The sequence below is a fragment of the Billgrantia montanilacus genome, from assembly GCF_003336675.1.
Lineage (GTDB): Bacteria > Pseudomonadota > Gammaproteobacteria > Pseudomonadales > Halomonadaceae > Halomonas > Halomonas montanilacus.
The window spans coordinates 20,617-33,049 of record NZ_QPII01000005.1 but is presented as its reverse complement, the minus strand read 5'-3'; the positions used below and the strand labels follow the sequence as shown (position 1 = coordinate 33,049).

At 60.1% G+C, this 12,433-nt stretch carries 11 protein-coding genes; 4 read left to right on the top strand and 7 right to left on the bottom strand.

From position 1 onward, the window contains the following. The first annotated feature begins 2 nt into the window (after window positions 1-2). Complete coding sequence (locus DU505_RS08650; protein WP_245947849.1) at window positions 3-665, top strand: response regulator transcription factor; 663 nt, start codon at window positions 3-5, stop codon at window positions 663-665. 122 nt (window positions 666-787) lie between these two features. After that, on the top strand, window positions 788-1,831 hold the full coding sequence (locus DU505_RS08645) for a fatty acid desaturase (protein ID WP_114478599.1): 1,044 nt from the start codon (window positions 788-790) through the stop codon (window positions 1,829-1,831). A gap of 166 nt (window positions 1,832-1,997) precedes the next feature. Here DU505_RS08645 and DU505_RS08640 read toward each other — a convergent pair whose 3' ends face one another. The 6 genes from DU505_RS08640 to DU505_RS08615 all read right to left on the bottom strand — a co-directional run bounded on the left by DU505_RS08640 (window position 1,998) and on the right by DU505_RS08615 (window position 9,260). Continuing rightward, entirely contained in the window at window positions 1,998-2,366 is a 369-nt protein-coding gene (locus DU505_RS08640; RefSeq protein ID WP_114478598.1) for a cation transporter, read from the bottom strand. Window positions 2,367-2,467: 101 nt separating this feature from the next. After that, entirely contained in the window at window positions 2,468-2,833 is a 366-nt protein-coding gene (locus DU505_RS08635; RefSeq protein ID WP_114478597.1) for a copper-binding protein, read from the bottom strand. A gap of 1 nt (window position 2,834) precedes the next feature. Next, entirely contained in the window at window positions 2,835-5,981 is a 3,147-nt protein-coding gene (locus DU505_RS08630; protein ID WP_114478596.1) for an efflux RND transporter permease subunit, read from the bottom strand. Between the two features lie 11 nt (window positions 5,982-5,992). Continuing rightward, entirely contained in the window at window positions 5,993-7,456 is a 1,464-nt protein-coding gene (locus DU505_RS08625) for an efflux RND transporter periplasmic adaptor subunit (RefSeq protein ID WP_114478595.1), read from the bottom strand. After that, the gene (locus DU505_RS08620; protein WP_181872776.1) at window positions 7,453-8,697 is read right to left on the bottom strand and encodes a TolC family protein; all 1,245 of its coding nucleotides are present in this window, start codon (window positions 8,695-8,697) and stop codon (window positions 7,453-7,455) included. Before DU505_RS08620 ends, DU505_RS08625 begins: the two co-directional genes overlap by 4 nt. A gap of 146 nt (window positions 8,698-8,843) precedes the next feature. After that, window positions 8,844-9,260 (bottom strand): hypothetical protein, encoded by a 417-nt coding sequence (locus DU505_RS08615; protein WP_114478593.1) that lies wholly within the window; start codon window positions 9,258-9,260, stop codon window positions 8,844-8,846. A gap of 214 nt (window positions 9,261-9,474) precedes the next feature. Here DU505_RS08615 and DU505_RS08610 point away from each other — a divergent pair, with 214 nt between their 5' ends. Together DU505_RS08610 and DU505_RS08605 are read left to right on the top strand one after the other, a co-directional pair. Then, window positions 9,475-10,155, top strand: coding sequence for a heavy metal response regulator transcription factor (locus DU505_RS08610; protein ID WP_114478592.1), 681 nt, complete (start codon window positions 9,475-9,477; stop codon window positions 10,153-10,155). Continuing rightward, entirely contained in the window at window positions 10,152-11,537 is a 1,386-nt protein-coding gene (locus tag DU505_RS08605) for a heavy metal sensor histidine kinase (RefSeq protein WP_114478591.1), read from the top strand. Before DU505_RS08610 ends, DU505_RS08605 begins: the two co-directional genes overlap by 4 nt. A gap of 209 nt (window positions 11,538-11,746) precedes the next feature. Here the strand turns inward: DU505_RS08605 and DU505_RS08600 are convergent, their stop codons facing one another. Beyond that, a complete protein-coding gene (locus DU505_RS08600) occupies window positions 11,747-12,232 on the bottom strand; it encodes a hypothetical protein (protein WP_220250545.1) in 486 nt (161 codons plus the stop codon). Window positions 12,233-12,433 lie beyond the last annotated feature (201 nt).

The following is a 12,433-nucleotide window of genomic DNA, read 5'->3' as shown; positions in this document are numbered from 1 at the left end:
GCGTGATCACCCCTTCGGCCCATTCAGACCACGCTGTGCCCCGCATCGCCGTGGTCGACGATGACGAAGCCCTGCGCGACTCGCTGGCCTGGCTGCTGGATTCCGTGGGCCTGGCCACCCACGCCTTTGCCGACGGCGATGCCTTCCTGACCGCTGAACCCGACAGCTTCTCGGCCATACTGCTCGATGTGCGCATGCCCGGTCTCAGCGGCCTGCAGGTCCAGCAGCGGCTGAACGAGCGCGGCGACATCGCGCCGATCATCTTCATGACCGGACACGGTGACGTGCCCATGGCGGTGACGGCGCTCAAGGCAGGGGCCTTCGACTTCATCGAGAAACCCTTCAATCACCAGCAGTTGATCGATGCCGTGCAGAGGGCCATGGCCGAGCACCAACAATTGCGCCAGACCAGGGCCAGGCTCGAGACCGTCCAGGCCCGCTACGCCGCCCTCCGCCCCAAGGAGCGGCAGATACTGGTGCACGTCGCCGAAGGCATGACCAGCCGCGAGATCGCCGAGCACCTCGACATCAGTGCCAAGACCGTGGAGGTCTACCGGCTGCGGGCCATGAAGGCGCTGGGGGCGCACAACCTGGCCGAGCTGGTGCGCATCTGCGTGGCGCTGGGGCTGGTGGAAGCGCTGCCGACGGATCCACGGCAGCAGTAGGAAGATCACCTCAGACGTGCGCCGTGACGCCAGCTGTGCAGGCCAGGCCACCCCCGACGACCGTACCCATATACGTGCGGTACCGTACAGACAGGGTGTGTGACGGACACCAACCTACCGTCATGGACCCCCAAAAAACGCCGACTATCGACATCACCGCCGAGCCACGGGCATTGAAGCGCGCCTTGGGTGAGTACCGCACGCCGCGCCTGGCGCGCAGCGTGTTGGAACTGATGGCCACGGCGATCCCCTTCGCTGCCTTCTGGATACTGATGTGGGGCACACTGAGCGCTGGCTACTGGCTCGGCCTGTTGTTCGCCGTGCCTGCCGCAGGCTTTCTCGTGCGCTTGTTCATGATCCAGCACGACTGCAGCCACGGGTCATTTTTCCCGTCTCGCGCTGCCAATGACTGGGTCGGCCGAGCCATCGGTGTCTTGACCCTGACGCCCTACGATCTGTGGCGGCACAGCCATGCCCTACATCATGCCAGCTCCGGTAATCTCGATCGCCCGCGTGTCGGTGGCATCGACACCCTGACCGTGCACGAGTTTCGGGGCTTGCCGCGAAGGGAGCGGCTCCGCTATCGCCTGTACCGGCATCCGCTGGTGCTGTTCGGTCTCGGTCCGGCGTACCTGTTCATCCTGGACCATCGCCTGCCAGTCGGTTTCATGCGTGCGGGCTGGATGCCCTGGCTGAGCACCATGAGCACCAACGCGGCGATCGCGCTGCTCGTCACCATCATGATCTGGCTGGTCGGCGTCATCCCCTTTCTGCTCGTGCAACTCCCCATCACGCTTCTCGCCTCCTCGATCGGCGTCTGGCTGTTCTATGTCCAGCACCAGTTCGAGGAGACCCTATGGGAACACGAAGACGACTGGACGTTCCATGAGACTGCGCTGCACGGCAGCTCCCACTATGACCTGCCGGCCCCCCTGCGCTGGTTCACCGCCAACATCGGGGTCCACCATGTCCATCACCTCTGCAGCCGCATCCCCTCCTACCGGCTACCCGAGGTGCTGCGCGACCATCCCGCACTGCGCCATATCGGCCGCCTCACGCTGCGGCAAAGCCTCGCATCGGTGCGGCTCGTGCTGTGGGATGAGGAGCAACGTCGACTGGTCTCCTTTGCCGAGGCGCACACGGCGACCAGCAGCCGGGCTCGCTGATTGATATACGCCCTGGATCCCGACCTCGAGAGTAGCGGCACCAGTCGGAGAAACTGTACAAGCGAATGCGGTATATGACGGAGATAAAGAGCTGGTTACAGCCGGCCATCAAGACGCTGGGAGCACACGCCCTGGCCGAACTGGTACGCGGATATGCTATTAGATGTCATCGCCTGTGCTGTGAATCCGGCGGGGTCCGATGACAACTCCAAGGTTCTTGCCGGGCGTTATCCTTCACGTTCTGATCGACGAAGCGATAATGCTCTTCCTTAAAGCGCGTCCACCAATCACCGCTCACCTCAATGTCATATTTATCCAATATCTCCTCGACGCAATCAAGGCAAAGTCGCGTTGCATCATATGCTAATTGAAGCTTTCTCCTCTTGGCATCGAAGAACACACTATCCAACCCGTAAAGCTGATCAATTTCTGCAATGGCTGCATCCATGGAGGGCTTCTCGACAGGATTCAGTTTTAAGTGGCGCATCACAAGATTGACCCCAGACACACCCAGACGATGCTCGCTATCAGTCATTCACCTTCTCCTCAGTTAATGTCCCTCTATGCTTCTTTACCAAGGGGAGGCACACCAGATCTCGATGGTTTGAAATGCGGCATGCCCTGGCACGATCAGCTTTACTGAGACGGAGCAGCTTGGATGGAAATAATTTCGTAGTCAGTTTCGCCTGTTTGGCGCAGCACGAAAGCAACGTAGTCATCGGTTTTTACGAGTTCAGCCAACGCGGGATCGGCCAGGGCCATTTCCATGGTCATCGCTGGCCAGCGCAACTCAGTGATCGGCTCGTGTGCCAACACAACACTGCTGCCATCCTCTGCTATCGACTGCACGGTACCGACGCCTTCCGCTGTGCGCATCTCTGGATGCCTGTCTGTGGCACCATGGTTCGCATGGTTCGCATGTCCATGATCACTACTCGCCACGGCCGGCCCTGTGATGAGGAAGCTCGCCACTACTGCCATCTGAAGTACGATATGTTTCATGTTACTGATTTCCTTCGAGGTTGGTGTTACTCAGCACAGCCTCAGACGAGACCGTTTCGGGAAGTTGCCGGCGTTGCCAGAGCCAGTACAGAACCGGAATGAGCAGCAACGAGACCAGCGGTGCAGTGATCATGCCGCCGACCATTGGTGTGGCGATGCGCTGCATCGCTTCCGATCCTGGACCTGAATCCATCAGCAGCGGGCTCAGTCCCAGCACCACCGTGAGTGAGGTCATGGCCTTGGGCCGCACGCGCATCACGGCACCTTCGATGATTGCCTCACGCAGCTCGCCCTGGGTGCGTGGCTGGCGCTGCTCCACCGCGCCTTTGACATACATCAGCATGACCACGGCGAACTCGGCCGCCAGGCCAATCAGCAGGATGAACCCTGCCGCCACTGCTACCGAGACGTCATAGGCCAGCCAGTGAAGCAGCCAGACGCCACCAACCGCGGCGAACGGCAGTGAGCCCATCAACATCAGCGTCTCAGGACCGTTTCGGAAGCACAGATAGAGCAGCAGGAAGATAAGAACGATAGTCACCGGCACGACCCACTGCAGCCGCTCCTTTGCCCGCTCCATGTATTCGTACTGACCCGACCAGGTGACGGAATAGCCGGCGGGCAACGCAACCTCTTCCATGACTCGCTCACGCGCTTCGGCCACGTAGGAACCGATATCCCGGCCGCGGATATCGACCACCACCCAGCCGTTGAGGCGCGCATTCTCCGTACGAATCATCGCTGGACCATCGGTAATATTCACCTGCGCCAGTGCCTGCAAGGGGAGATAGGCGCCGGCGGCAGTGATCACCGGCAGATCCCGCAGCCGCTCAAGAGAGTCTCGCCAGTCCTGGGGGTAACGCAGATTGATCGGATAGCGCTCCAGGCCTTCTACCGTCTCGCTGACATTCATCCCCCCCACAGCCGTCTGAATCACGGCCTGCAAATCGCTGACGTTGACGCCATGCCGCGCCGCGGCACGCCGGTCGATATCCACTTCAACATAGCGACCGGCGGCTGTGCGGTCGGCATAGGCTGACGCCGTGCCCGGGACATCCTGCAGGACTCGCTCGATCTCACGCCCGATGCGCTCGATTTCCCCCAGGTCGGAGCCGGCCACCTTGATGCCAACTGGCGAACGAATACCCGTTGACAGCATGTCGATACGTGTCTTGATCGGTGGCACCCAGACGTTGGCCACGCCAGGAAAGCTGACCGCCTCATCGAGCTCGCGGATGATATCGGTCTTGGTCATGCCTTCGCGCCACTGATCACGGGGCTTGAAGCGAATGACGGTCTCCAGCATGCCGATGGGTGCCGGGTCGGTGGCAGTATCGGCGCGTCCCGCCTTGCCAAAGACACGTTCCACTTCCGGCACGGACATGATCAGGCGATTGGTCTGCTGCATGAATTCACGCACCTTGCCAATGGAGACACCCGGCTCCAGCGACGGCATGTACATGAGGTCGCCTTCGTCCAGCTGGGGCATGAATTCGCTGCCCAGTTTGCTCGCCGGATAGGCCACGCTGGCAGCCAGCAGCACGGCAGCTGCAATGGTGATCCAGGGATAGCGCAGCAAGGCGCTCAGTCCCGGCCGATAGATGGCAATCAGCATGCGGCTGAGCGGATGCGCAGATTCCGGCCGTATCCGGCCACGCACCAGATAGCCCATCAGTACCGGCACCAGGGTGATGCCCAGACCTGCTGCTGCCGCCATGGCGTAGGTGCCGGTAAAGGCGAGCGGTGAAAACATGCGCCCTTCCTGGCCCTGCAGGGTAAACAGGGGCAGGAAGCTGGCCACGATAATGAGCAGAGCGAAGAAGATCGGCCGCCCGGTTTCCTTGGCGGCCTCGGCCACGGTATGCCAACGATCCTCCCCCGGCGGCGCCTTTTCCAGCCGCTTGTGCAGGTTCTCCACCATGACGATGGCGGCATCCACCATGGCACCTATCGTCACGGCGATGCCGCCCAGCGACATGATGTTGGCGTTGATGCCCTTGGCCTGCATGATCATCAATGCCGCCAGGATGCCGATCGGTAGCGCAATGATGGCCACCAGCGCCGAGCGGAAGTGAAGCAGGAAGACGACGCAAACCAGCGCGATGATAAGGAATTCCTGCAGCAGCTTGCCGGTCAGGTTATCCACCGACTCCTGAATCAGCACCGAACGGTCGTAGGTTTCCACGATCTCGACGCCATCCGGCAGGCTCGGACGCAGCTCATCGAGGCGTGCCTTGACGCGGTCGATGGTGGCAAGGGCGTTTTCGCCATGACGCATAACCACCAGGGCACCCACGGTCTCACCCTCACCATCCAGCTCTGCGATCCCACGCCGAGCCGCAGGCCCGATGCGAATTTCCGCCACGTCCTCGAGCAGGACAGGCGTGCCATCGTCACCCAGGCCAACGGGCACCAGTCGCAGGTCTTCGATGCCGGTGAGATAGCCTCGCGAGCGAACCATATATTCCGCTTCGCTCATTTCGATCACCGAACCACCTGCCTCGCGGTTTGCCTCGGAAATGGCCGTGCGAATGCCCGACAGGGTCAAGCCATAGGCACGCGCACGGTTCGGGTCAAGCACCACCTGGTACTGCTTGACCATGCCGCCCACGGTGGCGACCTCGGAGACACCTGTCACCGACTGCAGCTCATACTTGAGGAACCAGTCCTGCAGCGAGCGCAGGTCCGCCAGGTCGAGCTCCCCGCTGCGGTCTACCAGCGCATACTGGTAGACCCAGCCCACCCCCGTGGCATCGGGCCCCAGGGCAGGTTGGGCACCTTCCGGCATGCGCGGCGCCACCTGGCTCAGGTATTCCAGCACCCGTGAACGGGCCCAGTAGGGATCGGTCCCATCCTCGAACAGCACGTAGACGTAGGAATCCCCGAACATGGAGAAACCCCGCACGTCCCTCGCCCGGGGCACAGCCAGCATGGCCGTCGACAAGGGGTAGGTGACCTGGTCTTCGACGACCTGAGGCGCCTGGCCGGGAAAACTGGTATGGACGATCACTTGCACGTCGGAGAGGTCGGGTATGGCGTCCAGAGGCATCTGTCGGCCTGTGAAAAGCCCCCAGACGACGAAGATGGCGGTCACCAAGAGCACCAACAGGCGATTGTGCAACGACCACGAAATGATCCTTTCGATCATGCAACCTCTCCTCAGTGGTCGTGAGCCGCCGGCTCGATAGCGGTGATTTCGTACACGAACTCTTCACGCTCGTGCATGCGGAAGCGCATCGGCATGTCTTCACGCAAGCCATCCAGTTCAAGGTCGTCAGCCACGGCGAAGTCCATGACCATGGCGGGCCAACCCAACACCGGTATTGGCTCATGATCGACATTCACCATCCGTGCCTCCATGTCGATAGAGAGAAGGCGACCATCCGCCCAGACCTCATCGCCCACTTCCTCTTCCACGGCCTCGAGCATGCGGCCAAGCTCGGCACTGGCTGACGCTTCGGAATCGAGCAGGAAGTGACCGGAGAGGACGACTCGCTCCCCTTCCTGGAGACCATCGATGATTTCCAGGTCACCATTGGCACGGCTACCCACCTGCACTTCGCGAGCCTGGAAACGCCCCTCTCCCAGCGCCAGGATCACGCGATCCTGTCTACCGGTGCGGATCACCGCCTCGGCAGGGAGATGCAGCACACTTTGCAAAGGACGCGGCGCCAGATGAACGTCCGCATACATGCCTGGCTTCAACCGTTCCCCGGGATTGTCGAAGGCCAATCGCACTCGCACGGTACGGGTCGGGCTGTTCAAGCTCGGGTAGATGTAATCGACCTTGCCCTCCAGACGTTCGCCGGGCCGGAAAGGCAATTTCACGTGAGCGGCATCGTCTCGTGTCACGGCATCGACCTGATGCTCGAACAGATCGGCCATCACCCATACCCGCGACAGATCGGCAATGGTCATGACCTCGGTGCCCGGCGTGACATACATGCCTTCACGGACATTCAGCGACTCCACGACACCGCCCTGCCGTGCCCGTACCGACACCAGCCGGCGCGGCTCGCCGGCTCTCTCGACCTCGGCGATCTCGGCCGCACTGACACCCAGCGCCCTCAGACGCTCACGTGCCGGCGCAGCACCGCCGCCACGGCGTACGATATGCAGCAGCTCTTCCTGCGCATTGACGAGTTCGGGTGAGTAGAGGCGAAACAGCAGCTGCCCCTCCTCGACCCGCTCACCGGTGGTTCGAACCGTGAGGTCTTCGATCCATCCTTCGGTGCGTAGATGGACATGTGACAGACTCGACTCGTCGTAATCGACGAAACCCACCGTTTCGACCAGGCGAGCCAGATCGCCGCGAACAACCGAGCCGATGCGCACGTTCATGTTCTGCTGCACCACCGGGCTGATGCTCACCGTGCCGGGTGCCGCAGCATCACCACCGCCCGCATAGATCGGGATGAAATCCATGCCCATCTCATCTTTGCGTGGCTCGGGAGACGTGACGGAGGGGTTGTGAGGATGCCGGTAGTAAAGAATGTCACGCTCGCCACTCGCCGGTTCATCTGCCTGAGCAACGTGAGCATGTGAATCCGGCCAGTAATTCATGGCAGCGCCACCCAATGCGGCCCCCACCCCCAGAATGGCAATTACTCCCAGCACTCTCATGCGTCCTCTCCCAACAGATAGAGCAGATCCACCTGCTCAAGACGTCGTTCCGTGGCGATGCCTATCGCATCGATCTGCGTGTCCAACTCAATGAGTCGAGCGCGTACGTAGGCAGTAAAATCAACTGTCCGATTTCTGTAGCCATGCTCGGCCGCCTCGGCATTCGCCTTGGCCTGGGGGATGAGTCGCTCCACGAAACCGCGTTCACGCTCGCTCAGCTGTCGCCACCTGGCCTGCGTTTCATCGAGTTGACGCTGCATCTCCCGTACCTGCTCATGCCACGCGTATTGAGCCGCCTCGCGCTGGTGTACGCTGGCAGACAGGTCACGGTCCTGGCGCTGGCGAGTGAAAAGAGGTAGATCGACCATGACCATGGCCGACATGCGGTCAGGCATGCCCATGCCTCTTTCCGTCGGTGTGCCATAGGTGAGCTCGACTGACCATTGCGGCTTATAGCCCTGCCGCGACAGCTCGATACCATGGGCTCCAGCATCGACAATTGCCTGCTCCGCCGCCAACAAGGGGTGGGCTAGTAACGTGCCCGTCGGTTCGGCAAGCTCCGGAAAGTCCGACGGCAGGGGTCTTGCCACGGCGTCCAGGCCGACCCACCGAGAAAGCTGAGCCAACGCCGCTGATTCCTGAGCCTGCGTGTTCAGCAAGCGATCATGCAGTCGGTCAAGTTCAAGCTCGGCACGCAAGAGATCCTGCTGGTCGGCGAAACCGGAAGCGAATTCACGCTCGGTGATTTCACGCAGATCCTCGAACAATGGCTGGCTTTGCTTAAGCACCTCAAGTACGGCGCGCTGGTTATGAAGAGATAAATAAGCGCGGCGAACGGCGCGCATGGCAGCGCGCTCAGCATTACTGCTACGCGCCTCTTCCGCCTGTGCCATGGCCGATTCCCGCTCGCTTGCAAAGCGGCGACTATCGCCTCTGGGGAAAGTCTGACGGATGCCAAGCCGTAACTGAGTCATGCTGTCGTCTTCGACCGTAAAGCCATCGCGGGCAACATCCATGACTTCGACAATCAGCATGGGGTCGGGGAGCTGACTTGCCGAAATGGCAGCCTCCCGGCGTGCCTCAGCCAGCTCCTGAAAACGCTGTGTGGCAGGATCGTCGATACGGGCAATCCGCTCGGCCTCGCTGAGCGAGAGCGATGGCATTGCCAGCACCAGAGAGGGAACGAACGATGCGAGGCTCAACATCAGGGCTGCCCGCATACACACTGTTTTATAGCCCATACAGCCACCCCCTGCCTCTAGAAGATTGTTTACTTTAATCATCATTATTTGCCATGAAATGTGGCACATGCTTCAGGCAGGCCTGAATAAAACTGGCCGACTTGCGCCGGCCAACCCTCCCAGATAACAATTAATTGGAAAACTGATTACTGAAAATTAACGTGCAAGCTGTAGCGATGGACATCCCAACTATCTCCACCGGGCGCCGAACTTCCTGATACCATCAATCGATACTGGCCAGGCTGAAGAGTTTCTTGGATTTCGAAATTTCCTGCAGATGATTTCGCTTCAGTGACGATGTTTCCTTGCGCATCCACCAGCTGAGCGCTCATACGCTGCAAGGGATGATTGGTCCCAGGAAAATGGTCGCTACCGATTTTCACTGCTGTGGCTTGCTCCACATCCAGATAGTAAGTATGCGCCTGCCCACTGTTAATAATCTTGCTAGTGGTACTGCCTTCCTGGAGGAAATTCCCGTTCTCTGTTGCGCTGCCGAAACTGGCAAAAGCCGGCACAGAGAACATGCTAACAACGGCAGTGGCGAGAGCGATTTTCTTAAGCATGTTACACCTCATCTAAATGTAAAGTTTACTAGGGCTGCGGTTCACTTCGTCAGACTTCTATGGTTCTCATGTGGGAAAGTGGTAGAATATCTCTTGTCTATTCCTCCCCCGTTTCGTCTTTATGTGCTCATCGTAACCAATAGAAGCGGACAGGAAAGTGACCCCAAAATGACATGTTTGTCATTTTCTATTGCGGCCAGCAAACGGAGGCGTCGTGAAAATTTTGATCGTTGAAGACGAGCCGAAAACAGGTGACTACCTTGCCCAGGGCCTTAGGGAGGCCGGTTTTGTCGTCGATTTGGTGCGCGATGGGTTGGATGGTCTCCACTTGGCACAGAATGAGGAGTATGACCTTCTGCTTCTCGACGTGATGCTGCCGGGGATGGATGGCTGGACCATTCTCCAGATGGTGCGACGCGCGGGGCAGGACGTCCCCGTCCTGTTTCTGACGGCCCGGGACGAAGTTGACGACCGGGTCAGGGGGCTTGAGCTAGGAGCAGACGACTACCTGGTAAAACCGTTTGCCTTTTCCGAACTGCTGGCTCGTATCCGATCATTACTCAGGCGCGGCAAGACCCGCGAGCCTGAAATATTCCGGGCCGCAGACCTGGAGCTTGACCTGCTGAAGCGCCGAGTCACCCGCGACGGTGAGCGCATCGATTTAACCGCCAAGGAATTTGCCCTGCTCGAGCTTCTGATTCGTCGGAAGGGTGAGGTACTCCCCCGTTCGCTGATCGCCTCTCAGGTTTGGGACATGAATTTCGACAGCGACACCAACGTGATTGATGTTGCCGTCAGACGGCTGCGAGCCAAGGTCGATGGCCCGTTTCATCTCAAGCTGATACGTACCGTTCGCGGCATGGGTTATGTGCTGGAGGCCTCTGACAACACATGAGACAGCAGCCACTCTCCCTCACCACGCGTCTGGCCCTATTATTCGCTATGCTGACCGCTAGCCTGCTGCTGGTACTTGGCCTATTGATGGAGCGTCTGATCGGCGCTCACTTCGACCAAATCGATAGCCAGGAGCTGAGTGCCAAGATGGCCATGATCGATAACTTGCTGGGTCAAGCACACTCATCCGTGGCATTCGACGCCCTGCTACGGCAACTCGACACCATACTGGTTAGTCATGACTCTCTGGCCCTTTCCATCCGTGACGAAGAGGGCGAGGTGCTTTATGCCTATCGGCCCGAGCAACTAGTAGCAGCAAAGCAGGGAAACGAGGCCGCTCCCCAGACCCACTGGCAGCATGAGGGACGCAGCTTCATCGGCCGAGAGGCAGCGAAGACGCTTCCACTGGCCGAGCCAATTCTCTTGGAAGTGCTGATTGGACTTGATATCAGCCACCATGCCCACTTCCTCAGCGACATCCGCCGCCATCTCTGGACCGGAATAACGATGGCGACGCTGATCGCAGCGCAGCTCGGCTGGCTAGCCGCACGTAACGGTCTTGCACCACTTCGGCGTGTCACCCGTACCGCCGGCAGGCTCTCCGCCGATCATCTCGGCGAGCGACTCTCCGAGCGAGATGCGCCGGCTGAGATGCTGGCCTTGGTCAGCGCCTTCAACGGCATGCTCGACCGCCTGGAAGCCGACTTTCAGCGTCTCAGCGATTTCTCCGCAGATATCGCACATGAGCTTCGCACCCCCGTCTCTAACCTGCTGACCGAAACCCAGGTCGCGCTGTCGCGGCCGCGCTCCGCCGAGGCTTACCGTGAGGTGCTGCACTCCAACCTGGAAGAGTTCGAACGACTGGCGAGGATGATCGCCGACATGCTGTTCCTGGCAAAGACCGACCACGGTCTGCTACCGAACCCGTTCGAGACCGTGGTGCTTGAACAAGAAGCAGAGGCGCTGCTGGAATTCTACGAGGCTCTCGCCGAAGAAAAAGGCGTCAATCTACAGCTAACCGGAAACGCCACGGTAACCGGCGACCGGTTGATGCTGCGTCGCGCTCTTTCCAATCTGATCTCGAACGCGGTGCGCCACACACCCACCGGCGGCATCATCGAGATCAGGATCAACTCGACCCAGGATAGGGCGCAGCTGAGCGTCAGCAATCCCGGCGAAACCATACCTACCGATCAGCTTCCGCGATTATTCGAGCGCTTCCACCGCGCCGACAACATCCGCAGTCACCACGGCGAAGGGGCCGGGCTCGGGCTCGCCATCACCCGATCAGTCATCAAGGCGCATGGGGGTCAGGTCACGGTCTCCTCACAGGATGGCATCACTACCTTCTGCCTCTCCCTGCCGCTCACTGGCAGGCCCTGAAGACCAAGGGAGGAATGACTCGATGCTTCCCAAGTCCAGCAAACCCGATCGCTCTGCCTGGCTCGTCGCTCTGGCCCTGGGCATCCCCTTCTTTCTGATACTGGCCGTACTGATGGCCATGCCTTTCATGGCCGGGGATGAGACGACTCTCCAGGTCGACGACCATTTGCCAATAGAGCCGGGAGCAGAGCGCGGTGGAGTGCGCAAATTTATTGTAGACACGACTCCCCGAGCATCTGGCGACGTGCCAACCACAGGATCAGCGGCGGCAGTAGAAGCCACTGCAGCAGCGGTGCCAGCCCAGTCCCCAGCAGCGGCAGGGTGGGCATCCGCTCAGCGTACTGCCAGCGCTGCTGGAGCTCCGTTGCATGCCATTCCAGCCCGACCGTGATCACGATGCCAATGGCTATGAAGCCAAGGATCGAGCGCGTATCGGGGCGAAGCAGCCAGGAGCGATGTCGGCGCAGCCCCGCCACGACCCAGAAAGCGATCAGGGCGATGAGCACATCACCCAGGGTCGCCCGGGTGCAGAAGAGAACGGCGTCCCAGTGCGCCATCTCAGGCATCGCGACGAAGAGCGGCACCTGCAGGAACTCCCAGGGGAAATTCAGTAGAAAGGCAAAGAGTGCCACGTTGAATTCCGGGCTAGCCAGCAGCCGCTTCAGTGGGCCGTAACCGGCTTGCATTCCTGTCATGACACCTCCCCCAAGCAGCACAGCCGCCAGTCTTCCACGCTCTACGCATCCCGGCAACCTGTGCCCTGTCTTCAGGTTGGGAGGCGAATATCTCTTGATGTCGATCAAGCGACATTCGATGCCAGTGAGCTATGGTGAGTAGGATCACTCAGCGTCAGGCAACGATGCGCCATGCACCCTTGCAGCCTATTCAACCGCCAA

Bases quoted from the DNA above. Each gene is read 5' to 3' on its own strand.
- DU505_RS08625 (WP_114478595.1), bottom strand. From the start codon at position 7,456: ATGAGAGTGCTGGGAGTAATTGCCATTCTGGGGGTGGGGGCCGCATTG.
- DU505_RS08635 (WP_114478597.1), bottom strand. From the start codon at position 2,833: ATGAAACATATCGTACTTCAGATGGCAGTAGTGGCGAGCTTCCTCATC.
- DU505_RS08615 (WP_114478593.1), bottom strand. From the start codon at position 9,260: ATGCTTAAGAAAATCGCTCTCGCCACTGCCGTTGTTAGCATGTTCTCT.
- DU505_RS08640 (WP_114478598.1), bottom strand. From the start codon at position 2,366: ATGACTGATAGCGAGCATCGTCTGGGTGTGTCTGGGGTCAATCTTGTG.
- DU505_RS08630 (WP_114478596.1), bottom strand. From the start codon at position 5,981: ATGATCGAAAGGATCATTTCGTGGTCGTTGCACAATCGCCTGTTGGTG.
- DU505_RS08605 (WP_114478591.1), top strand. From the start codon at position 10,152: ATGAGACAGCAGCCACTCTCCCTCACCACGCGTCTGGCCCTATTATTC.
- DU505_RS08600 (WP_220250545.1), bottom strand. From the start codon at position 12,232: ATGACAGGAATGCAAGCCGGTTACGGCCCACTGAAGCGGCTGCTGGCT.
- DU505_RS08620 (WP_181872776.1), bottom strand. From the start codon at position 8,697: ATGGGCTATAAAACAGTGTGTATGCGGGCAGCCCTGATGTTGAGCCTC.
- DU505_RS08645 (WP_114478599.1), top strand. From the start codon at position 788: ATGGACCCCCAAAAAACGCCGACTATCGACATCACCGCCGAGCCACGG.